This window comes from Fibrella aestuarina BUZ 2, from assembly GCF_000331105.1.
Taxonomy (GTDB): domain Bacteria; phylum Bacteroidota; class Bacteroidia; order Cytophagales; family Spirosomataceae; genus Fibrella; species Fibrella aestuarina.
The window spans coordinates 1,654,776-1,678,253 of record NC_020054.1; the positions used below are offsets into that span (position 1 = coordinate 1,654,776).

The 23,478-nt window shown below is 53.9% G+C and carries 19 protein-coding genes; 10 read left to right on the top strand and 9 right to left on the bottom strand.

Annotation, left to right across the window (positions count from 1 at the left end):
* Window positions 1-106 precede the first annotated feature (106 nt).
* From FAES_RS06710 to atpA, 3 genes are all read right to left on the bottom strand, one after another.
* On the bottom strand, window positions 107-3,223 hold the full coding sequence (locus tag FAES_RS06710; protein ID WP_015330448.1) for a lantibiotic dehydratase: 3,117 nt from the start codon (window positions 3,221-3,223) through the stop codon (window positions 107-109).
* Window positions 3,224-3,357: 134 nt separating this feature from the next.
* On the bottom strand, window positions 3,358-4,242 hold the full coding sequence (gene atpG, locus FAES_RS06715; protein ID WP_015330449.1) for an ATP synthase F1 subunit gamma: 885 nt from the start codon (window positions 4,240-4,242) through the stop codon (window positions 3,358-3,360).
* A 91-nt stretch (window positions 4,243-4,333) separates the two neighbouring features.
* On the bottom strand, window positions 4,334-5,908 hold the full coding sequence (gene atpA / locus FAES_RS06720; RefSeq protein ID WP_015330450.1) for a F0F1 ATP synthase subunit alpha: 1,575 nt from the start codon (window positions 5,906-5,908) through the stop codon (window positions 4,334-4,336).
* Window positions 5,909-6,168: 260 nt separating this feature from the next.
* Between atpA and FAES_RS06725 the strand changes: the two genes are divergently transcribed.
* Both FAES_RS06725 and FAES_RS06730 read left to right on the top strand, forming a co-directional pair.
* Window positions 6,169-6,753 carry a hypothetical protein gene (locus FAES_RS06725; RefSeq protein WP_041257615.1) on the top strand — a complete coding sequence of 195 codons (585 nt, stop codon included), beginning with the start codon at window positions 6,169-6,171 and terminating at the stop codon, window positions 6,751-6,753.
* The gene (locus FAES_RS06730; RefSeq protein WP_015330452.1) at window positions 6,750-7,223 is read left to right on the top strand and encodes a GNAT family N-acetyltransferase; all 474 of its coding nucleotides are present in this window, start codon (window positions 6,750-6,752) and stop codon (window positions 7,221-7,223) included. The genes FAES_RS06725 and FAES_RS06730 overlap by 4 nt, the downstream gene beginning before the upstream one ends.
* Window positions 7,224-7,233: 10 nt before the next feature.
* Here FAES_RS06730 and FAES_RS06735 read toward each other — a convergent pair whose 3' ends face one another.
* Both FAES_RS06735 and FAES_RS06740 read right to left on the bottom strand, forming a co-directional pair.
* A complete protein-coding gene (locus tag FAES_RS06735; protein WP_015330453.1) occupies window positions 7,234-8,415 on the bottom strand; it encodes an alpha/beta hydrolase family protein in 1,182 nt (393 codons plus the stop codon).
* Window positions 8,416-8,542: 127 nt separating this feature from the next.
* On the bottom strand, window positions 8,543-8,902 hold the full coding sequence (locus FAES_RS06740; protein WP_229364436.1) for a hypothetical protein: 360 nt from the start codon (window positions 8,900-8,902) through the stop codon (window positions 8,543-8,545).
* Between the two features lie 183 nt (window positions 8,903-9,085).
* On the opposite strand from FAES_RS06740, the gene FAES_RS06745 reads away from it, so the two are divergent.
* Both FAES_RS06745 and FAES_RS06750 read left to right on the top strand, forming a co-directional pair.
* Window positions 9,086-9,790: a hypothetical protein gene (locus tag FAES_RS06745; protein WP_015330455.1), complete on the top strand. Its 705-nt coding sequence runs from the start codon at window positions 9,086-9,088 to the stop codon at window positions 9,788-9,790.
* A 200-nt stretch (window positions 9,791-9,990) separates the two neighbouring features.
* A complete protein-coding gene (locus FAES_RS06750; RefSeq protein ID WP_015330456.1) occupies window positions 9,991-10,758 on the top strand; it encodes a hypothetical protein in 768 nt (255 codons plus the stop codon).
* Here FAES_RS06750 and purN read toward each other — a convergent pair.
* Window positions 10,709-11,314, bottom strand: a complete 606-nt coding sequence (purN, locus tag FAES_RS06755) for a phosphoribosylglycinamide formyltransferase (RefSeq protein WP_041257617.1) — start codon at window positions 11,312-11,314, stop codon at window positions 10,709-10,711. The genes FAES_RS06750 and purN overlap by 50 nt on opposite strands.
* Window positions 11,315-11,487: 173 nt before the next feature.
* Between purN and FAES_RS06760 the strand changes: the two genes are divergently transcribed.
* From FAES_RS06760 to FAES_RS06775, 4 genes are all read left to right on the top strand, one after another.
* Window positions 11,488-12,114, top strand: a complete 627-nt coding sequence (locus tag FAES_RS06760) for an ABC transporter ATP-binding protein (RefSeq protein WP_015330458.1) — start codon at window positions 11,488-11,490, stop codon at window positions 12,112-12,114.
* 126 nt (window positions 12,115-12,240) lie between these two features.
* Window positions 12,241-12,954: a peptidylprolyl isomerase gene (locus FAES_RS06765; RefSeq protein WP_015330460.1), complete on the top strand. Its 714-nt coding sequence runs from the start codon at window positions 12,241-12,243 to the stop codon at window positions 12,952-12,954.
* A gap of 129 nt (window positions 12,955-13,083) precedes the next feature.
* Window positions 13,084-13,980 (top strand): SDR family oxidoreductase, encoded by an 897-nt coding sequence (locus tag FAES_RS06770; RefSeq protein WP_015330461.1) that lies wholly within the window; start codon window positions 13,084-13,086, stop codon window positions 13,978-13,980.
* Between the two features lie 265 nt (window positions 13,981-14,245).
* Window positions 14,246-15,235 carry a YihY/virulence factor BrkB family protein gene (locus FAES_RS06775; protein WP_051054377.1) on the top strand — a complete coding sequence of 330 codons (990 nt, stop codon included), beginning with the start codon at window positions 14,246-14,248 and terminating at the stop codon, window positions 15,233-15,235.
* Between the two features lie 217 nt (window positions 15,236-15,452).
* Here FAES_RS06775 and FAES_RS28870 read toward each other — a convergent pair whose 3' ends face one another.
* Together FAES_RS28870 and FAES_RS06785 are read right to left on the bottom strand one after the other, a co-directional pair.
* Window positions 15,453-16,802, bottom strand: coding sequence for a sensor histidine kinase (locus FAES_RS28870; RefSeq protein ID WP_065814292.1), 1,350 nt, complete (start codon window positions 16,800-16,802; stop codon window positions 15,453-15,455).
* Between the two features lie 117 nt (window positions 16,803-16,919).
* Complete coding sequence (locus FAES_RS06785) at window positions 16,920-18,116, bottom strand: PQQ-binding-like beta-propeller repeat protein (protein WP_015330464.1); 1,197 nt, start codon at window positions 18,114-18,116, stop codon at window positions 16,920-16,922.
* Between the two features lie 248 nt (window positions 18,117-18,364).
* On the opposite strand from FAES_RS06785, the gene FAES_RS06790 reads away from it, so the two are divergent.
* Window positions 18,365-18,685, top strand: coding sequence for a beta barrel domain-containing protein (locus FAES_RS06790; protein WP_015330465.1), 321 nt, complete (start codon window positions 18,365-18,367; stop codon window positions 18,683-18,685).
* Window positions 18,686-18,751: 66 nt separating this feature from the next.
* Here FAES_RS06790 and FAES_RS06795 read toward each other — a convergent pair whose 3' ends face one another.
* Entirely contained in the window at window positions 18,752-20,125 is a 1,374-nt protein-coding gene (locus FAES_RS06795; RefSeq protein WP_015330466.1) for a Gfo/Idh/MocA family protein, read from the bottom strand.
* A gap of 489 nt (window positions 20,126-20,614) precedes the next feature.
* On the opposite strand from FAES_RS06795, the gene FAES_RS06800 reads away from it, so the two are divergent.
* The gene (locus FAES_RS06800; protein WP_015330467.1) at window positions 20,615-23,473 is read left to right on the top strand and encodes an NACHT domain-containing protein; all 2,859 of its coding nucleotides are present in this window, start codon (window positions 20,615-20,617) and stop codon (window positions 23,471-23,473) included.
* Window positions 23,474-23,478: the final 5 nt, after the last annotated feature.

Genomic DNA, 23,478 nt, shown 5'->3' on the forward strand with positions numbered 1-23,478 from the left:
AGCCATCTGAAAAACAAGTCGGTTGGTTATCAATGGTGTAGACAGTCACCGGTAATAAACAATAGTCGTATCATATAAACAACTGGTATGGGGACAATCGGTAAAATCAGCCATTGCTCGACGGCGTTTTCGCGCCTTGTGCATGCCCTTTCCGCTGGCGAGCCAATTGGGACTCATAGTAGCGAGCCAGAAAATGATAAACGACCATTTCCTGCTGGCGGTGCGCCGACGTAAATAGCCGGTTGAGCGTCATGTGCAGGTAGCTAGCCAGCAGCGACAGGAGGGAGGGGCCGGTAGGATTAGCGCCGCAAGCAGCACGGATCTGGTCGACCAACGTACCCAACCCCGCCGATCGGTCGCTCAGGCTGGGTACGTTCGGATCGGCCAGCCTCTGTTCAATCAGGCGTTGCTGGGCCCGAAAGCGGTCGTTCAACTGCTTACGCAACGCCTGGTCGGCGTGGTGCTCGGCCAGAAACTGGGCTTGCAGGGTCTGGAGCAGACTGGTCCTGGTGGCCAGGTCAACCGCGAAGTCGGTCAGTAGGGCATCGCAGCTTTGTAGGGCAAAGAGCCAGCGGTCGGCGGGGTCTGGCTGCTCGGCCAGGTACGTTAGCGCCGTTAGGCTATCCGCCGAAAAAAGTTGCTCGCTCAACGCCATCGTTGCCGCCCCATACCGTTCCACTTCCCGCTCGTAGGTGTCGATCTGCACCCGATGCACAATGCCCGCCGTCAGATACGGCGCGAGGCGTTCATGCAACCGGTCGAGCAGAGGACCCGTGAAGCCAACCCGCTCGCTGTGAACCCGCAGCCGGAGGTGAAAATCGGGGTCGTAATAGCGGATGAAGAACCCGGCCGTGATCTGTTCGGTCTGGTACCATTCCTGCAACAGGGGCGTCACCACAGCCGCGAGTAGCTCGTCGGCATAGTAGGCACCTGTGTACAGTTTTACGTACAACCACGCACTGCCCGGCGCAAACGAGCGCGGTAGCAGTGGGGTAGCGGTCGCCTCAAGTGGCGCTTTTGGTGGGGTGGCCGTCACCGGCTGATACGAAATCGGCAGCACTAATTCTTGCACAAACCGTTGATCGCCGTCGGTCAGCCAACAGTGTTCGGGCGTGGCCAGCCATTCGACCAGTCGCAGGGTAGTCAGCCGTTTGGCTTCGTCGAACAACGTCTGTTGCCCTACCGTCGACGACAGGTCAATGACCAATTCATTATCGCCCTGCGCCAGCGCAATCCAGCGGGGTGCATGCTGGTTCGTTTGCAGATGATGTGCCAGGTCGCCCGGCGTCGTCAGTGGGAGCGAGGCAACGGGCAGTGTCCAGTTGGCGCGGCAGAGTATGAGGTTTTTGAACGTGATACGGGGCAAAAACGCCTGCCCGTCCAGCAGGCCCCAGTGCCACCGAAGGGTCATGGTGGCGTGCTGATGCTGCAAATCGGCCAGAAACTGGTAGACGCTCAGCCCGTGCTGGTAATTGTGGGCATTGGACAGCCGCGGCACAACCGGGCGGTTATAGCGCCGGGAGCGCAGCCGCACCAGTCCGTCGGGGCCTACCGAAACCAGCAGATCGCTAGCTGGCAACTGTTGCTCCGGCCCCACCGATGCCCGGCTGATGTACGGAATCTCGTAGGGCCGAAACGCGGGCCGGATCAGGACATTGCCCAGCCGGTCGTCGGGCCAGTGTACAACCTCGGCAAACAGGGTGTCGGGTTCGTGCAGGGCTTCCTCTGCCAGACTGGCCTGAACGTGGGCTGTCAACTCAGGCGAATGAGCACAAAACCGGCCCAGCAAGTTGGCAGCAGACGGTCCCCCGGTGGCCAATAGATTAAACTGAAAGTCCCCCTTATCGAGGTCGGCTTCTGAAGCACTCAACAGGTTGCCTGCTACGTAGGCACTGGCGGGTGGCGGTGTGGGCTTGGGTAGCGCAGCCAGTTCGTCCAGTGTCAACTCGACAGCCAGTTGCCCCGTACGCAGCGCCTGCGCCCATTTTTTCAGGGCCAGTTCGTCGAAAGCGCCCCACGTCACCTGCCTGTCGGTGGGTGGTGCGGGGAACTGTAACCCATCAGTCAGGGGCGCATAAACGGTTTGGCTGCCCGCCGTGGTGCCGTAGCCCACGCCAAATTCGCCGTCCAGTGCTTCCAACAGGGGGATTTCGCGGCCATCGTACCGGTCCTGAAAACGCCGCACAAACGCCCGAAACGCCGGTATGGCGCGGGGTTGATTCAGGGGGAGCAACGTACCCAGCTGGTCGGTAATCGTCGAGACAACCCGCTCACTAAGCTGGTTGACCGTTGTCCGAATGAACAGATCCGTCTGGATCAGGTGCGTTGTCGTATTGGCGGACAGATAGGGCGCGAGCGCCTGCCGGACCTGCTCCTGTACGGCTGAGGCGGTCAGGTCTGAACGACTCAGTAGCTGCTCTACCTGATTGAGCATCGCCACAATGGCTTCCGTACCGGTCAACGGAACCAGTTTAGCCCGCAGCAGGGGCAGCATAGCGCCCCCGGTTAGCTCGGGCTCCAACTCACTAACAATCAGTTGGCTGTCGATCAGTTGCGCTACAACGTGTTGAGCCAGGTCGGGCGTGTGGCCATCGGCAACCAGCCAGTCCATGAGCTGCCCGATCGTGCGCCCGCTGACGGCTTCATCGAGCAACGCCTGCAACGATGGCGAATGGCCAACGGCACTGACGAAATAGCGTCGTTGGGCGCCACTGTTGTCGCACTCGATGTAGCGCAATTCATCGCCGATGGTATAGTGGCTGTTATTGGTAAAAAACCGGACCTGCTGCCGGATGGCTGGCTCAAGCAGCAGCTGTTGTACCAGCCGGGCAACGCAGTCCATGTCGAGCCGCCGAAAGAGGACCGCCCGTTGGGCAAGGGGTTGTAACCGTACCTGTGATAGGGCCAGGTCAACGGAACCCACCGAACAGCCCGCCATCAGGCCGAAAGGCGTCGACCGGGTGCTGATCCGCAGCACGTAGTTGGTCAGTGGCCGAAGCAGGGAAGGCGGCAGGGGCCAACCGTGCTGGTCGAGGTGCAGCTGAATGCTGGTATGCAGGGCCGGCGACGACACAAAAAGGGCGTCGTTGAACCAGCGGTCGCGCCACAGCCGGGGCAAACATACCGACGGGTCGTGGTGGAGGTCGTCGACCGTGTTGATCGGCAGGGAAGGCGTGCGCAGCAAAAAATAGGATGCTGGCGTCAGCGCGGCGCGGGCAGTCATGGAAGGGTAGTTACGGGCATACGCTACGGCGGGCGTAGCATGGATACGGAAGCTACCGCCAATTACGCAAAAAACCCGCTACCAAGGCTGGCAGCGGGTTTCCGAATGTATATTGGTGTCGTACTAAATCAAATTTACTCACTGGCAAGCGCTTCGGCTCCACCCACGATTTCGAGAATCTCTTTCGTAATGGCGGCCTGACGCGTACGGTTGTAAACGAGTTTCAGCTCTTTCAGCAGCTCACCGGCGTTTTCGGTGGCTTTGTCCATCGCTGTCATCCGCGCACCATGTTCCGAGGCGTTGGATTCCAGCACGGCTTTGTACAGCTGAATTTTTAATGTTTTTGGAATCAGTTCCGAAACGATTTGCTCTTCGTCGGGCTCAAACGTGTAATTCACGTTGGCCGTTACACCCGCGGGCGCAGGCGTCGGCACGATCGGCAACATTTGCTCCACGCGAATAACCTGCGTGGCTACGTTTTTGAATTCGTTGTAGACGATCTCGACCACGTCGAACTGACCAGCCACGAACGCGTCCATCGCTTCTTCAGCCGCCTCGCGGACGGTCGAGAAGCTCAGTGAACCAAAGGTGTCAATGTGGTTGGTGTTGACGCTGAAACCCCGACGCTGCATGCCCTCACCACCTTTCTTGCCGATGGCCATGACCTTCACGTTGCCCCGGCGTGCCTGTTCGGCATACCGCTCGTTGACGCGGGCCACGGCGGCTTTCACCACGTTGGTGTTGAACGCACCACAAAGACCCCGGTCCGACGTCACCAGAATCAGCAAGACGTTCTGGATCGGACGTACCTGCTTGTAGGGGCTGTCGGCGGCGGCTTCGGCACCGGCCGATACCGTACCGAGCATTTCGCTCAATTTCTGGGCGTAAGGGCGCATCTGCGTAATCGCGTCCTGTGCTCGCCGCAGCTTGGCCGCCGCCACCATTTTCATGGCTTTAGTGATCTGCTGCGTCGAGTTGACCGACACAATCCGGTTGCGTACTTCCTTTAAACTGGGCATGATTGGATAGTTTAAAGTTCACTATCCAAGGTTCAGGTTGACTTTCAGAAAGTCAACCTGAACCTTGAACTGTAAACCTTGAACGTGTTTCTTAATACCGCGCTGACAGGTCAGCAGCTACTTTACGGATGGCGGCAGTGGCCGTGTCGCTCAGGTTGCCCTTGCGGAGGTCGGTCAGCGCGTCGGCATGCTGCGATTCGAGCAACATGTTGAACTCCGATTCAAATGTCTTCACCTTGTCGACGGGTACTTTGTCGAGCAGGCCGTTTGTCGAGGCGTAGATGATGGCAACCTGCTGCTCAACCGGTACGGGTGAGTATTGCGGCTGCTTCAGCATCTCCTGGTTCCGGCGGCCCCGGTCGATTGTCAGCTTGGTCGAGGCGTCAAGGTCAGAACCGAACTTGGCAAACGCTTCCAGCTCGCGGAACTGCGCCTGATCGAGCTTCAGCGTACCCGCCACTTTCTTCATCGACTTGATCTGCGCGTTACCACCTACGCGTGATACCGAGATACCTACGTTAATGGCCGGGCGGATACCGGCGTTGAACAGGTTCGACTCCAGGAAGATCTGACCGTCGGTGATCGAGATTACGTTGGTCGGAATATAGGCTGATACGTCACCGGCCTGGGTTTCGATGATCGGCAGGGCCGTCAGTGAACCACCACCTTTCACCTTGTCTTTCAGGCTCGGGGGCAGGTCGTTCATGTTCCGGGCAATGTCGTCGTTGGCGTTTACCTTGGCGGCCCGCTCAAGCAGGCGGCTGTGCAGGTAGAATACGTCACCGGGGTAGGCTTCGCGGCCTGGCGGGCGACGCAGCAGCAGCGATACCTCCCGGTAAGCAACGGCCTGTTTTGACAGGTCATCGTATACCACGAGAGCGGGGCGGCCCGTGTCGCGGAAATACTCACCGATAGCGGCACCCGTAAACGGCGCGAAGAACTGCATCGGTGAGGGGTCAGAGGCGGCAGCGGCAACGATTACGGTGTAATCCATCGCACCGGCTTTCCGCAGCGTCGCTTCGATCTGCTTGATCGTCGAGGCTTTCTGGCCGCAGGCTACGTAGATACAGTAAACGGGTTCGCCTTTCTCGTAAAATTCTTTCTGGTTGATGATCGTGTCGATGGCCACGGCGGTCTTACCCGTCTGGCGGTCACCGATGATCAGTTCGCGCTGACCCCGACCGATGGGAATCATGGCGTCGATGGCCTTGATGCCCGTTTGCAGCGGCTCGTTTACCGGCTGGCGGTAGATAACGCCGGGTGCTTTCCGCTCGAGGGGCATCGCGTAGGTTTCGCCCTGGATGGGGCCGTTACCGTCGATGGGCAGGCCAAGCGTGTTTACCACACGGCCCAGGATACCTTCGCCCACGTTGACGTAGGCAATCTGGTTGGTGCGCTTAACGGTGTCGCCTTCCTTTACTTCCGAGTAATCGCCGAGCAATACCGCACCGACGTTATCTTCTTCAAGGTTAAGAGCGAGCGCTTGCAAACCGTTGTTGAAGGCGAGCAACTCACCGGCCTGTACTTTCGACAAACCGTAGATACGCGCCACACCGTCGCCGATCTGCAGCACCGTACCCACTTCTTCGAGTTCGGCTTCGGTTTGCGCCCCGGCAAGCTGGGCACGAAGGATAGCCGATACCTCATCGGGTCTTACGGACACCATATAGTCTGAGTAATCGTTAGTTAGTGATCAATTTTCGGGCGCAAAGGTAAGGTTAAAATTTGATAAATCAGCGATTACGCCTCAACATTGAACGTGTTTATTAGACTTTTCTAAGAATTCGACCCGTAAAAAATGGACCGGGGCGTATGGCGAAAATTCCTGTCCAATTTCGGGTGGTTTGGTTACCATATTTTCGCGGGGTACTTTCCCTCTTAGTAACCCATTTAAGTATGCGTCACCTACCATCGTCCGGCCGCTCTATGGTTCGTTTCCTCCTCCGCTGCTGGGTGGTCACGACCGGGCTGACGGGCCTCGCCAACCCGCTGTTGGCCCAGGCCACCGGGCCGGATCGTTACCGGGCCCGCGTGGTTACCACCGCCGGTCGGCGGTTCCACGGCGTGCTTGAGGATGTCGATTCGTATGGGGTGTACCTGCGGCAGGCCACCTCGGCCCGCAACCAGTTTGACCAGGATGGCTACCTGCCGATCAGCACGATTCGGAAAGTGGTGGTGGTGCGTCGACAGAAGAAGCGGCTACAAGTGGCAGGGGCGGCTATTGGGGCGGCGGCGCTCGGGTTTGTGTCCTACGAAGCACTGAAGAAAAACCCACCCCGGTCAGATATTTCGTACGGCCTGACGCTCACCTTTTCGGCTGCCGCCGGGGCCGCTATCGGCTACGCGCTGGGCAGCGGGGCCAACGCCCTGTTCGATCAGGCCAATCGGCGCGTGTTTCGGCCTGCCTACCCCGGCGATTCAACGACGCTGATTCGCCAATTGCAACCCTTCTGCGAGCGCTACCGGCAGGAGTTGTTCGACCGAAAACCAACCACCAACCAACCCGAATGACAGCAGCAACGCCCGCTTCGCTACAGTATCGATTAGCAACCGAGGCCGATCTGGCCCACATTGTCGGTATGCTCGCCGATGATCCGTTGGGGCAGCGGCGGGAAGCCTTCCAACTACCCTTGCCGGCAACGTACCTGGCGGCTTTTGAGCGGATTCGTACCGACCCGCAGCAGGAACTAACCGTTGTGGCCCAGGACGGCGTGATTGTGGGTACGTTCCAACTGAGCTTTATTCAGTACCTCACGTACCAGGGGGGCGTGCGGGCGCAGATCGAAGCCGTACGGGTTCGGGCGGGGTATCGGGGACAAGGCATCGGCACGGCCATCTTTCGGTACGCGATCGAGCGAGCCACCAAACGGGGCGCCCATCTGCTCCAGTTGACGACCGACAAGCAACGCCCCGACGCCCGTCGCTTCTACGAGTCGCTGGGCTTTGTGGCCTCACATGAAGGCATGAAGCTGGCGTTATGACCCCGACGGACTACTGCCGCAATTGCTGAAACCATTCCAGCGATCGGCGGATGGAGCTGACTTCGGCAACCACATGATACCCAGTTGGTAAGGTCACCAGGTTTACGTTTTTGGAGCCCCGTTGCTTAAGCGCCGCCGCCGTGTGCTCGGTCGTTAGAAAGGGAATAATGTCATCTTCCCGGCTGTGAATCAGGCGGGTAGGCGTCTGGGCCGTCCAGTTGGTCAGATCATCGTCAGCCAGGGCTTGGGCAAAGGCAGAGGTCGGGTTGCGGAGATCGGCTTTGAACGCATCGGTGCAGAGCGCGTCGAAACTGGTTTCGGTCGTCCAGGCGTTGTTCAGCGATTCAGTAATCTGTTCCGCGTAAGGCGATTTGAAATAATACGTAAGTGGCTTGTTGAGGCCATAAGTCCGGTTGTAGCTCAGTACCTGCCACGTATAAATGTAGTTGGCTACGCGGCCTATCGTTCGGTTGTGCGTGATGTACTCGAAAAACCCCGACATATCGTAGGGCCCTGCTCCGCAGCTGGTACCTGCCAACGGAATGGCCGAGCTGTACTTCTCTTCAATCAGCTTTTGGGCGGATAGCGTGGCATAGCCTCCCTCCGAATAGCCAACCATGAACGTTTGGGGGGTATAGCTGATGCCTTTCTGCGCCAGGAACGCGTTGGCGGCCAGTAGCATGTCGACCGTTGCCTGGGCCAGCGTTTGTCGGTGTTCATACCGATGCGAAAACTTGTCGGCTACGCCATAGCCAATGTAATCGGGCGCTACCACGATATAGCCGTGAGTCGCAAAGTAAAGGCTGTAAGAAAAGCCCGGCTGTCCGTAGTTGGCACCCGAGGGCGCCTCTGTATTCGAGAAGGCCGTTGGGTGCTGGTAGCTCAGGATCGGGTAGGGTTTCTGGGGCGGGGTGGGCTGGCTGGGCACAAACACGATTCCGGAGGCATCAACGGCGCTGCCGTCTTCGAGCGTGGTCTGGTAAACGAGCCGGTAAATCGTAAGCCGGTAATCGGCGGGGGTGTATTCCAGCGAATCGTTTGTGGTTGTCAGTTGCCGCAACACAGCGTTACTGTAGTCGGCAAGCTGCGTTGCCGAGACTAAAACGGGTTTGGGCTGGGGATCATCCGGTGTGCAGGCCACCAGAAAAAGTAAATACAGGCAAGCGCAAAAGGCAATAAACAGGTATCTCATGTAGCGTAGGTACGACTGCGGCGGTGGGCACGCAAACAGGCCAACCGGTTGGGTTAACCAACTAGCTAAGACGTAAACACGCTACTTAACGTCACGCTTGGGGCGGACGCGTCTACCGACAATGCAATCAATTCGCCGAATACTCCTGCTTGTATTTCACGGCCAGCCCTTCGAGCGAATAGCCGTTGGCAGTGGCGGTGGTATAATACTGGTACTTGACGTTGACGAGGGCGTCGGCGCCCAGCCGCTGTGCCTGCAACGTCAGCTTACCCATCAGCGCATCTTTGTCGAGCATCGTATTGCCGCGGTCGAGCATCCGGCCGCCGCGCACCCGCTGCTTGGCCTGCAGGGGCACCTCGTCGGAGATTGTCAGAAACTTCAATTCCTCGTAGGGGCGGGTAGGTTGCTGCTGTCCGTAAAACAATTCGACGGGGTATTTAGGGCCGGTAGAGATAGGAATGGCTGGCCGGAAACAGCTCGTCAGCAAGCAAAGTGATAGCCCTGTTAAGTAACCAATAAATCGTATCGAAAGAATTGGAAGTCTCATGAGAATGTGTTTGTTTGCTCTACAGTCGGGCGATTGAACTAAGTTAACCGATACCGACCTACTATTGGTACCTACTACGCGCTATCCAACGAAGGTCAGACGAATTCGGCCTCTCTTATTCACATGAGTATTCGCTTACCGTTGTTTTGTTTGCTCTCGTGCCTGCTACAACCCGATGGAATCGCTCAGACGTTCCACGAAACGTACGAAACGGTAGCGAAAGGCCCCGCCCCCCGGCCCGAAACCCGGCCCGTGGCGCTGAGCGTGACCCCGGCTGTGGCGCGGCCGTGGGTACGTCTGATGGGGCAGGTCGAAACAGACGGCAAGATAAAACTACGCTGGCAGACCAACTACGCTAAAGCGGCCCGCTCGTTTCGGGTTGAACGTTCAGCCGACGGGGTAGACTGGAGTGCGCTGGGCGAAGTAGACGGTACCGATTCCGTACAGCGCAATGCGTATCAGTTTATCGATGAGACCCCTGTTCGGATGGCGGTTTACCGGTTACAGAGCCGACACGACGATGGCAGTATGCCTTATTCGGCGGTGTTGTCAGTCGTAAACCCGCGCCACGCCAGCCAGCCGGTGCTGTATTATAGCGTCGATGGGCAGGTGGTGCTGATCGGCATTGAGCCGATGAATCTCATTTACCCGGTTACGGCCAACCTGTATGCTGAATCGGGCCGGTTGCTTTGTTACGACAACCTGCCGCCCCAAACCGACGAGTTTCGGATCGACATACCGGCGACCAAAGACGGCGCCGTCAAGGTACAAATTGTCGACGGAGCCCACCGGGTGTTGACCGTCCGCCGGGTTTTGCTGTCTAAATGACACCCAGCCGCGGGGTGCAACAGAGCGCACCCTAATCAGCGTATTACCATTTACTCACTTAGCGGGCCGACAGTTGCCACCGGTACAACAGACGTTGTATGTTTGGTTTACTGGTAGTTACTTAGTGGTATCGCCCCTTGTTAGTCGCGCTTTATTCATCTGGGCTATGAACAATACGAACAAAGTGTCTGATCGTTCCCATGATTGCACGTCTACTGTTGTTGTGTGCCTTGTTTGGCTGCCGACCAATCGGCAGTCGCGCGCAGGGCTTTATCGCACCCACCATGGCTGTATCGTATGAAGGTAAAGCCAGCAATTCCCTCAAGGCGGTCGCTGCCGTAGCGACCACGCCACCAAGCCCGCCCCCGGCCCCCGAATTGGTGCGCCCCTGGGTACGTCTGAACGCCCGGCCCGACGCCGACGGGACTGTGCGGGTACAATGGCAAACCCACCCCAAACAAGTCAATAAAACGTTTCTGCTCGAACGTTCGGCGGATGGCATCACCTGGGAGCCACTGGGGCAGGTAAGCGGCAACGAAACCGCTTCGGGAAAAAACACCTACGAGTTTGTCTCGGCGCAGCCGTTGGCTTCCGAACGGTACCGGCTGTTCTGCCTGCTGGCCGACAACACGAAGCTGTATTCGTCGGTGGTGGCGCTGGTGAGTACCGGTCAGCCACATCAGGCGGTTCGGTACTACGCCGCTCAGCAGAGTGCCATTACGGTGGGCTTGCTGCCTAGCCGCCTTACGTTTCCGGTAACGGTCAACGTGTATACGGCCGCCGGCGCGATGCTTTGCTACGACAGTCTGGTCAAATCGGCCAACGAGTTCATGGTAGAGTTACCCGCCACGAAAGAGAGCACGCTGCGGTTGCAGGTCGTCGATGCGTCGAATCGGGTGGTGCTGATGCGCAACGTGGCTATGCCGTCCGCTCTGCAGACCGACGTTGCGTCAGCACCTCGCCAATGACGCGGGGGTAGTGCTCATATTCCAGCTCATGCACCTTCTGGGCCACATCGTCGGGCGTATCGGTGGGCAGGACGGGGCAGGTTGCCTGAAAAATAATCTGGCCCTCGTCGTACTGCTCATTCACGAAATGGATGGTGATGCCCGACTGCGTTTCGCCCGCCGCCACAACAGCTTCGTGCACATGCTGCCCATACATGCCCTTGCCCCCGAAGTTGGGTAATAGCGCCGGGTGGACATTGACGATCTGGCCCGGAAACGCCTGCACCAACGTACCTGGCACCAGCCACATAAACCCCGCGAGCACCACCAGATCGATGCCCTGCGCCAGCAGCAGGTCGACTACCCGGCTGGTCTGGTAAAAGCCTGGCCGGTCGAACACCAGCACCGGCACGTGCTGCGCGCAGCCGAAACCCCGCCGCGCCCGGTCGATCACCCCGGCCTTGGGGTTGTTGGTCAGAATGAGCGACACCGTTACGTCGGGTGACGCCGCAAAATGACGGGTAATCTGTTCGGCGTTGCTGCCCGAACCGGAAGCGAAAATGGCGATACGTTGCATACGAGGACTAAAGGGGGTGAACGGTAAGTGACCAATGGGTGGGCGTGCAAAAGTAAGGCGGGGTTGCCTTTCCCTGGCATGCATCGTTCGTCCTCATCATTCATCCCTGCCTGTACATTGTTCGTTGGCCGTTCCCCGTCTACCTTTGCGGTCAGGTACGTTCCCAAACGGCTATGCTCAAGACTCAACAGCTTACGTTTGCCTATTCCCCCACCAAACGCTTTCAGTTTCCTGACGTTCACTGCGCCGACCGCGACGCCCTGCTGATTCTGGGCCGGTCGGGAACGGGTAAGACGACGTTTCTGCATTTGCTGGCGCTGCTGCTCAAGCCCGAAGCGGGACGTGTGGTCATCAACGATACGGATCTGACTACCCTGTCGCCCGCACAAACGGCGGCGTTTCGGGCGCAGCACGTGGGTCTTGTTTACCAAAAACCGCATTTCGTGAGCGCGTTGTCGGTGATGGACAATCTGCTGTTGGCCAATTACCTGGCCAACAAAACGCAGGCCCGCGACCGCGCCGAACAACTGGCGACCCAGCTCGGCTTTGCGGAGCAACTGGGCAAGAAAACGGCGCAGATGAGTCAGGGAGAGCAGCAGCGGGTGAGCATCGCCCGGGCGATGATGAATCAGCCGACCCTGATTTTGGCCGACGAACCCACGTCGAGCCTCGACGACGCCAACGCCGACCGGGTTATCAGCCTGCTGCGTGATCAATCGGAGCAGATCGGGGCGAGTCTGGTGGTGGTTACGCACGATCAACGCCTCAAAGACGCGTTCACCAACCGAGTTATTTTATAACCGTTTACAGTCCGCCGCCCACTGTTATCAGGCCGTTGTTTGCCAGTACGTTGCCGACTTTCAGGGAACCGAAAAACAGCAGACAGCCGATTGTAAACAGCAAACCGACGACTTACTCATTAGTCTATGCGCCCTTTACTTATTAGTATTGCCTTACTCCTTGCCAGCGTTGCCGTTGGGCAGAATACCCGCAAGAAAGATTACCTGGTGGAGATCAAAACCGACCTGGGGAAGATGCACCTGATTCTCTTTGAGCAAACGCCGAAGCACCGCGACAACTTTATCAAGCTGGTGAAGGACGGGTATTACAACAACGTGCTGTTTCACCGGGTCATCGACAAGTTCATGATTCAGGGCGGCGATCCCGACTCGAAAACGGCCGTTGCCGGGCAGGCGCTGGGGAGCGGCGACGCAGGGTATACCATCCCGGCGGAGTTTTTACCGACACTGTTTCACCGCAAAGGAGCCATAGCTGCTGCCCGCGACAATAACCCGCAGAAGGCATCGAGCGGTGCGCAATTTTATATTGTGCAGGGGCGCGTCTGGAACGACGAAGACTTGCAAAAACAGATTGACCGGGGCCACACCCGCGCCCCGGAACGCATCTACACCGACGAGCAGAAGCAAGTCTACAAAACCCTTGGTGGCACCCCGCATCTCGACGGTAGTTACACCGTATTTGGGCAGCTTCTGGACGGGTATGACGTGGTCGACGCCATTGCCCGCCAACCCCGCGACGCCAAAGACCGCCCACTCAAAGACATCCGGATGCAGGTGAAAGGCAAGTGGGTCCGCAAGAAAAAGATCACCAAACTCTACGAGTACACCTACGAACCATAACACCCCACCCCTGGCCCCTCCCCTTAACCAAGGGGAGGGGGATGCGCTACAACAGGGATCGCCCCAAAGGCAGCGCACTCCCCCCTCCCCTGAAATACAGGGGAGGGGTCGGGGGTAGGGTCAAACCATATGAAGAAGATTCTGATTACCGGGGCCAATGGCCTGCTTGGACAAAAACTGGTGGCCCTGCTGGCCAATCAGCCCGATGTGGAACTGACAGCGACGGCGCGGGGGGCCAACCGCCTGCCCCATACCGATGGCTATACGTACCTGGCGATGGACATCACCAATCGCGACGAGGTACTCAGCGTGATTGGCCAGGTACGTCCCGACGCGGTTATCCACGGCGCTGCGATGACCGATGTGGATAAGTGCGAACTGGACAAAGACGCCTGCTGGGCGCAGAACGTAACCGCCGTCGAGTACATCGTGGAAGCCTGCCGCGCCACCAACGCCTTCCTCTGCCACGTGTCGACGGATTTTATCTTCGACGGGGCGGCGGGGCCGTACACCGAAGAAGCCGAGGGGAATCCTATCAGCTTCTACGGTTGGAGCAAATACGCCGCCGAGAAAGTAGTGAAGCACTCAGGACTGCGCTGGGCCATTGCCCGCACCGTGCTTGTGTATGGCATTGCGCACGACATGAGCCGCAGCAACATCATCCTCTGGGTGAAAAAATCGCTCGAAGACGGCAAAACCATCAACGTGGTGACCGATCAGTTCCGCAGCCCAACTCTGGCCGAAGATCTGGCTGCCGGTTGTGCGCTCATTGCCCGGCAGGAAGCCGAAGGGATCTTCAATATTTCGGGCAGCGACGTGCTGACGCCCTACGAGATGGCCATTCAGACCGCCGACTATTTCAGCCTCGACAAATCGCTGATCAAACCCGCCGATGGGAGCACGTTCCGGCAAACGGCCCGGCGTCCGCCCCGCACCGGTTTCGTGATCGATAAGGCCCGTACGGTGCTGGGCTACAACCCGCGTTCGTTCAGCGAAGGCATTGCCGTGCTGGCCGGGCAACTATAGCCGTTCGCGCCGTGAAACAGCGCTTTAGCTTACCTAAAAGCCAGTCTATCAGCGGGTAGGCTGGCTTTTTTGTGGTCTGCCGGCATGGCTCAGTAAAATCAATACAGCTGTAACAACTTATGGGTAGCCGGGTTATTCATGCAGGAAGCCACCTACGGCGCGCGCCAATGTGGTGCCGAGGCTCCTGCCAAAACACGTAACCCAACCGCATATGAGCAACCTGTTGGCCCGATTCTACAAGACGCTCTTTGCCGACTCGATACCCATGACAAGTACAACAAGTACACCGGCTACGTCGAAAGGGAGCTTTTTCAGCAACGTCTGGACTGTGCTCCGCGACGCCTTCAACGGATTTATGGACGACCGTTGCCTGAAACTAAGCGCTTCGCTGGCCTATTACACCATCTTCTCGCTCTCGCCACTGCTGGTGCTGATGATCTCGCTGGCCAGTATTTTTCTGGGTGAAGAGGCCATCCGAGGTCAGATTTTCGGCCAGATCAACGGATTGGTGGGCAACGATGCCGCCAAGCAGATTCAGGACATGATCAAAAGCGTAGAGCTGTCTAACAAGACGAATACCGCCCTCGCGGTGAGCATCGTGACGCTGCTGGTTGGGGCCACCAGTATTTTCATTGAAATTCAGGATTCGGTCAACATCATCTGGCGGGTGAAGGCCAAACCGAAACGGGGCTGGCTCAAGATGCTGAAAGACCGGCTGCTGTCGTCGTCACTCATTGTCAGCCTGGGATTCTTGCTGCTGGTGTCGTTGCTCATTAACGGGTTGATTCTGGCCCTGAGTGATCAGCTGACCCGCATTTTGCCCGGCCTGAGCGTTTACCTGGTCAGCGCCATCAACTTCTGCATCAGTACCGCCGTCATCACGGTGCTGTTTGGTGTCATTTTCAAAGTGCTGCCCGACGCCAAAATTGCCTGGAAAGACGTGCGGTGGGGGGCTATCTTCACGGCGCTACTCTTCATGCTGGGGCGCTACCTCATTGGGCTATACATCGACACCAGCGGCACCAGTTCGACCTACGGCGCGGCGGGGTCGCTTATCGTGATTCTGACCTGGATCTACTACACGGCGGCCATTCTGTATTTTGGGGCTGAGTTTACGCAGGCCTACGCCAACCACTACGGCATCAAAATCGAACCCGCCGACTACGCCGTTTATGTGGAGCAAACCGAACGCGAGCGCGATGTCACGACCATCCCGACCGAGCACAAAGTGGAGGCGGCGAAGAAAAGCGAGTAGCCAACCGGCGGGCGCGTTAAGGTCGGTCAGGTACGTTGCTTCGGCGGTGGCTGGGTACGTTGGCCAACGTGACCACAACCTAAAATTGAATCCGGGCGAAATCCAACCGAAAACCTTTTCCGTATATCGGTTGGAGCATGAGGCTCTACCAATGCTAATTAAAAAGACCGCCACAGTTTTGAGGCGGTCTTTTTGCGCAAAAAGGGGTTCTGCGCGCTCAAATGGCCGGTAAATAGACGCTGAACGTAGCCCCCCGATCGGGCTGACTGCTGGCGCTCAGGGTGCCTCCGTGGTTTTCAGCCACCTTCTGGCAAATGGCCAGTCCAATGCCCGTGCCGGGAAAATTGGCCCGGCTGTGCAAGCGCTGAAAGACCTGAAAAATCCGTTGGGTGTATTTTTCGTCGAAGCCAATACCGTTGTCCGCGACGTCGATTCGGTAGTAGGTAGCCGCGTGGCGCGTGGGTTTTACCGACGCAGGTACGTTGGCTGACATCACCGATTCATACCGAACGCTGACCACCGGCGCAACGCCCTCACGCCGGAACTTGAGCGCGTTGCTCAGCAGATTCTGGAAGAGCTGCCCCAGCTGCGACGTGTCGCCCCGAATGGTGGGCAGCGGCGCCACCTCCACCGCGGCACCGGCTTCGCTGATGATCAGATCCAGGTCGGCCAATACAGCGTTCAACAGGTTAGTAAGCGACACCCGTTCGTGGGTTTCCTGCCGGGTCGAGATGCGCGAAAAGGCGAGCAGATCCCGAATGAGCGTCGACATGCGATTGGCGGCCAACTGCATCCGCTCGAGGTGCTTGACCCCGTCGCCCAACGGTTGGGCGTATTGGGTTTTAAGCAAATCGCCGAATGACTGAATCTTGCGGAGCGGCTCCTGTAAGTCGTGGGAGGCCACGTAGGCAAACTGTTGCAGGTTTTCGTTGGAGCGTTGCAGATCGAGCACCGAGGCCTGAAGCTGCTCGGTGCGGCCGTCTACCTGTTGTTCCAGATCGGCCGCCAGCGTACGGTAGCGCTGTTCGCTTTCGGCCAGTTCGTCCCGGCTTTTCACGGCCTGTGTGGTTTCAGAGCAGGTCACCAGCACGCCGTTCACGGCGGCCGTATCGTCGATCAGTGGGCTGAAGCTGTACGTCCAGTAGGCATAGTCCATAACGCCCTCCCGGTAGATGGGCAGCTTCTGATCTTCGAACCAGACCGCGTCACCACCCGCCATAATGCCGTGAATCATGGGGCCGATGACGGGCCACGATTCTGCCCAGCTCACCTCGCCGCGCTGCCCCAGCGAGGCCGGGTGCTTCCCGTTGTTGCCCAGACTGGGCCGGAAGGCGTCGTTGTAAAAGGTGATCAACCCGGGTCCCCAGAAGATGAGCATGGGGAACCGCGAGGTCAGCATCATATTGACCAGCGTACGCAGGCTCGACGACCAAGCGCCGGGCTCGCCCAGCGACGTTGTCGACCAGTCGAACTGACGGGTAAGCAGCCCCATTTCACCCCCGCCCTGTAAAAAAGGGTAGGCTGGGGGCGGGGTACCCGAGGAGGTGGAAGGGAAAGATGAGTCCATAACGTCGCCGTGAGCAGTCTGGAGATCGAACCGCCAGGCGGTGCTATCTGTGGCAAAGGTAAGCAAGCCCAGACCGACGAAGCGGACCATCTGGTAGAAAGGCGGCTCAGACCATAGCTACTTTATGACGTTGCCACTCTTATCCGTTACGCACAGATCGGTCGACCAGGCTTCGGGAGCGACTACTTCCCATTTTTTGGCGCCAGTTGCCAGGTTGAGGGCATACAGCTGCTTATTCCAGGTGGTTAAATAAACGGCGTTGTAGCCGAGCGCCATGTGAGCGTAGCCTGTGGTATACTCCCATTTCTTAAGGCCGGTAGTTGCGTCAACCGCGTAGAATTGATCTGTGCCGTCCCCGTTACCCACATAGACGATGCCGTTGAGTACGTTCAGGTCAGAAATCTGAAAGTTGCCCGGCGTATCAAAAGCCCATTTTTGCCGGCCCGTAGTTTCTTCGATGGCGTAGAGTTTTTCGAGCCCTTCGGCATAAACCGTTCCTTCGTGTACATATACAAAGCCTGACGTATGGCTGTAGATCGGAAATTCCCATTTTTGGGTACCGCTCGTGGCGTTGATAGCCAGAAGCTTGCTGTTCGCTCCGACGTAAAGCACCCCATTCGCCAACGCCAGGTAGGCACCCGAAACATTGCTGAGGGTCGATTTCCAGCGAACAACCCCCGTTGACTGCTTAATCGCGTAGAGCGTCTGTTCGTCCAGGATATACACATGATCCTGATCGGTGATTGGCGCTGTATAGGGGTTGGTTAGGGGTAACTCCCAGTACTGTTCCCCTGAGGTAGCTGATCGGGCAGCGAGCTTTCGCTGGGTGCCCGTTGCAAATAAGGTGTTGTTGGCTAGAGTCAGGCCGGAGCTGCCAACGGTAGTAGTCCATTGCCGTATCCCATTACGGCGGTCGAGGGCGTAAATAACCCCATAATCAGCCCCGACGTAGCAGGTTTTATCGTCTAACAGGAGTGTCCCGCTGAGGGCCGACGAAGCTAGTCGGGATTCCCATTGCTTCATCCCGGTGGTTGTGTTGAATGCAGACACCGTTTTACTCCTATCGGCTCCATATAAAACACCGTTGGCAACGGTAGGTCGGCCGATCGGATAATCAGCCACTGTGGCTTGCCAGCGTATAAGGCTCGTTGGCGCATCGACAGCGACAAATTTATTGTCGGCGTTTCCCACGTAGATCGCATCGTCGACATGGGCGGGCGTGGACGGTGGATTGATGGGGTCGGTCGGTTTACAAGTGACCAAACTGGTGCACAACAACAGGCTAAAGCGTAGATACCGAAGGGAGAAACTCATGTATATGAAAAAGCAACAAATGTTATAAAAGTAACTACTTGTTGGCTTACTTTTTTGCTGTCGGTCATAACTCTGTATTCTGCACTTGCCGGGAAGCCAATTTATAGCCTAAATAGGGGCCATGCATTCAGTGGTTTCCAGGCCAACATGCGCGTACTTAGCTGACCGCTTGACTCGAAACGATGAGGCGTGAAACGAACAAGGGTTGGTATTAAGCGTTTATCAACGTATGTAGAAGTGATTGATTGATGAAAACAGGAGACTTTATCTACGTTCGCTACATTGGTAATATCCGCCACTGGAGCCGCGATCCGTTCAGGGCACCGATCACTTGGGTAGGCGCCAAACACTTCAACGTGGCGATTAACGGGCAGACGGCTCGTTTTGAGCGGGCTACCTTGCGCCACGAGAATCAGGGCCATAGCCCGTCGTACCAGCTTTTCCTGTCGATGGATACGTACCGGCAGGAGGTGGAACTGGTAGCGTTACGAAACTTAATGAATCGCACGGATTTTCTGGCGCTGACCGTGGAGAAGCAGCGGGCGATTAAAGCCATTCTGGAATCCTAACGGTGGCCGAGTTCCCCGCCGATCTGAACAAGCCGAAATCAGGCTCACCGAGCGCAGCCTGTTGTCTTATACAATCGTAGGGTGCGGGTGCTTGTAAGGTGCCCGGTAGGTACGTTCGAGGAGCTTGGTAGCCTCGGGGTCACCCACGACGATTCGCTTTTGGGGGTCATACACGAGCGGACGCCCGACCTTCATCGACAGGTTCGCCAGAATGCAGCTCGCCGTGGAAATGTGCCCTTCTTCGATGTCGGCCACCGGACGGCTGTTTTTGTCGATCGCATCCAGGAAATTGAGCATGTGCAACCGGGTGGCGGGGGCGGCGTTCAATTCGATCTTGGGCTCAGTCGGTTCGGTCAGGTCTTCGGGGTATTTCTCCTTTTCATAGACCACATCCAGGTGAATCTTCTTCTCTTTGGGATCGGCCGGGATGAAATCGCACTGCATGGTGCTGGCCCATAGTGTGCCCTTGTCGCCGTAGAGCGTAAACGACCACGGATAGTCGGGGTTGTTGGGCGTGCCCCAGGTGCGGTGCTGCCAGACGCAGTTGAGCCCGTCGTATTCAAATACCGCCGACTGCGTGTCGCTGATGTTGGATTTGCCTTCTTTCTGCACGTAAATACCCCCCTCTGAGCTAATGCGCTTCGGCCAGCCCAGCCCGAGCATCCACCGAACTGCGTCGAACATGTGCACGCACATATCGCCGACGACGCCGTTGCCGTATTCCATAAACGTCCGCCACCAGCGCACGTGCGGAATGCCGTCGTAGGCTCGTAGGGGTGCCGGACCCGTCCAGCGTTCGTAGTCGAGGAAATCAGGAACGGGCTGTACCGGCGGGTTGCCGTTGGCCCGCATGTGGTAGTAACAGCACATCTCCACGTGCGAGATCTTACCCAGCAGCCCGGCTTCGACGATGTCGCGCTTGGCGGTGATGAGGTGGGGCGTGCTTTTCCGCTGCGTACCCACCTGCACCACTTTCTTGTATTTGCGGGCCGCTGCCACCATCGCTTCGCCTTCCATGACGTCGACACTGATGGGTTTCTGCACGTAGACGTGCGATCCAGCCTTCACGGCATCAATCATCTGTAGCGCGTGCCAGTGGTCGGGCGTGCCGATCAGGACAATATCCAGTTCGTTTTCGGCCAGCATCTTCTGGTAATCGCCGTAGAGCCGGGGCGTTTTGCCCGACTTCTGCCGCTGACTCACCAGCTGACCAGCCTTTGCCAGCATGTTCTTATCGACGTCGCACAGAGCCACCACCTCGACTGGCACCACCTGAACCAGCCGGAGCAGATCACTCTTGCCGTACCAGCCCGTACCGATCAGCCCCACGCGCATGGTTTTCGCTGGGTGAATAAGATCCAGACCGCGGGCGCCGAAGGTAGAGAGCGCGAGGGCGGCCGTTGTGCCCTGCATAAACCGGCGCCGATTGATGGTAAACATAGACGTTGACTGTTAATAGTCGCCAACCTACTCCGCTGACGAAAAAGGGTTCAGCCAATAAAGGCACCCAACGTCGGTGTTTACCTGAATAGCATAGTCGCTGATAGCCGATTGCGCATGATTGTATCAATCGGCTCGCTAATTTGTCCAAACACAAAAAAGCCAGTCAACATGGCTGCTAACTGGCTGATATTCTGTTGTGGGAGTTGAGGAAGATGAACTATTTGCGTAAGTGTCTGATATATAGAGCGTTAAGATGGGGATCGTATTTAGCGTCAGTCAGTTAGATTTCCCGTCTGCTTATCTATGATGATACTATAATGTTATACTCAGCGTAAATGATTGATTATCAAGAGTAAGTCAACTTGAATATCGACATTGTTATGTATGTTGAGCTTTATATTTATAGGCATGACTTTAAGAATCATTCCTACTCATATACTTGTAAGTAATTAATTTATATATTTACTAATAAAAAACACAAAAGGTATGGCTGTGTCTGGAGCTCTATTGGGTAGCTGGCTGTTTAAAAAAGTTGGCGATGAAGCTGTTAAGATGTTTTCAGAGGATGAAATAAATAAGCAATTTAAGAAGTGTCTTTCACAGGCGTCTAAAGACTTAAGTCTTAAGTATCCGACTGCTTTTGGTGGGAGTATTGCCAGTTTTTTGCAAACAGAGGAAGTCTATGATGAAGTATTCAAAATGCTATTTATTAATGTTGATTTAGACAAGGAAAAATTATCAAAACATATTGACTTTGCTACTTTACCAGATTCTTTTTTTGAAGATATGGTAGTTACTATAAAATCCCAAATATTGAAAGATTATAAATTATTTCCATTGTTTAGTAATATGGAGATTCTCAATAAAGTTTCACAGTTAATCGAAGGTAAAAACAATTTGACTGATATATCAAGTCGTAACCTGAGAGAAACATTAGATATAAAAAAATCGTTAGATGAATACTTTTCAAAAAAGTTTTCTTATAACGATTTTATAGATATATATTTTCGTAATGCAAAAATAACTATTAAAGATGTAAATTTTTTTGGATTAGGTATTGAACAGACCTATAAGAAACCACGTGTAGATTTAAAAAAGATTTTTATTGAGCCATACTTTAAATATACTTTTAAAGATAGTAATTTTGATTCATTAGTGTCTAAGGTAATTAGAGATGCCGATGGTAATAATTCGCGTAAATTAAATGCAAATGATATCTTCAAGATATCAAGAAATATAATAATACTAGGTAATCCAGGTGCTGGAAAATCTATGTTCATAAAAGCGATTATGTATGGTATACTTTTTAAAGAAAGTAGTCATCTTAATTTTTCTCACATTAATGAATGTATTCCGATTAGAATTGAGCTTAGAAAATATTTAGCATATAAGAAAAATCAGGGTGGGGGGATTTTGCAATATATTGCCTATCTATTCAAGAATGAATATTCTATCGACTTTATTGATGTCGATGATATTTTGATTATCATAAGTCGGAATAGTGTATTAGTGTTTTTTGACGGTTTGGACGAAATTTTTAATATAAATGATAAAACATTGGTTAGAAATGATATAGTAAATTTTGTTGATCAGCATAAAGTATATTCTTTAGTTACTTCTAGATTCACAGGATATGATGATGCAAAACTAGATGACAAGCATCTTGAGATAGAAATACTAGATTTTAATACAGCTCAAATAAAAGAGTATGTAGAAAAGTGGTATGAAATTGAGGAATCTGATAATGATACAAGGAGAATAGAAATAAACAATTTCCTGTCTGTAAGTGACAAACTTTCAAACGAGCTGTTGCATAATCCTTTGTTGCTTTCGTTAATAGTTATACTTTATAGGAATAATCTTAGATTGCCTGAATCGAAGCTTGAGATATATCAAAGCTGCACCAAGACACTGGTAGATAAATGGGATGCTCAAAAGGATTTAGATATTGTGCTACCTGAAAATATTCTAAACAGGAAAGAAACTATATTTGCAGATTTGGCTCATTGGCAGTATAAATTAATCAGCGATCATCCTAGTAAGCTAAACTATAATGCAGTTCTTGACGCTGTAACTAATTCTATAAAAGATAGATTGAAAATTGATGATTGGGCATATGCTCGAAATATGTCAGAAATATTTATGAATTATGCGGAGAGAAGGTCAATTTACTTTGACAATAATTTCACCCATAAGACATTTTTGGAATATTTTACCGCATTCTGGATATATTCAAATTATGATAAAAAATATTTAATAGAAGAACGAAACAAGTTGATAGATAAATATATTGACAATCCTTTTTGGTTTATTGTTTTCGAGTTATTATTAAATATGATAGATAATAGTCAACCTGATTCCGACATTATTGATGAGATTTATGATCGCCAAATAAATGTTGGACAAAAGACTTATGAGTTTTTGTTAATCGCATTATCTTCATTGAAAAATATATCCCGGCAAATTATCTATAAGTTAGTAAAGGCGTCATTTAGTTATTTATTAATGAAGTATAGATTTACTCAAGAGAATAGATTTTATGTAAATTCTGAAGCGAGAAGTGAAGAGCATTCTATATTCGAAGCTTTACGTACATATATAAACGGTACAAATAACAGTGAATTATTAATTGATATAGGTAAATCTTGCATTCAATCAAATGTTGATGATATTAACAAGGTATCTTCTTTGGTTTTTGAATTGTTGCACCGAACACCTGCCGCTAATTTCATTAAAATTTATAACTCGTTGATAGGTGAGGAATCTCGCGGCATACCGGCAGGGAAGCAAGAACATTTCGCATACATTGCATATTTATATGCTCTTAAAGATAGTAAGGATATAGTGGAAAATTTAAGGGTATTTAAGGAGAGGTATGGTATGCATAGTTTTTTTGTTTCATTTGCACCGTGTTACGGTGAGTGGTCTTACGTTTCAGTGTCTCAATACTTTCTAACCTCAGTATTTTCTTCCGAAAACCCTGAGGTTTTGTGTAAATTTTTTAACCAGATATTTAGTGAAAAAAGAGATAAAGACTCTTTTTTGTATAATATATATATAAAATCAGAAAGTTTACTTTATCGATCAGTCAGCGAAATTCAGTTCAAACAACTTTTGGATGCATACGGAGCAGAGGATAATATTTATAATAAAGTTTTACTTTTAATATTAATTGTAAATTTTGTAGCAAGAGATAGAATAAGGGGATCTTCTAAGCAAGGTTTAGATTTATTAGAAGATGTAAGGCTGAAAGAGGCATACATCAGATACAAGAATCCGAAAAAAGGTTTAAGTGAGTTTAAGAAATTTAGAAGTTTTGTGCAGGATGTTTTGATGAACTCGTGAAACTT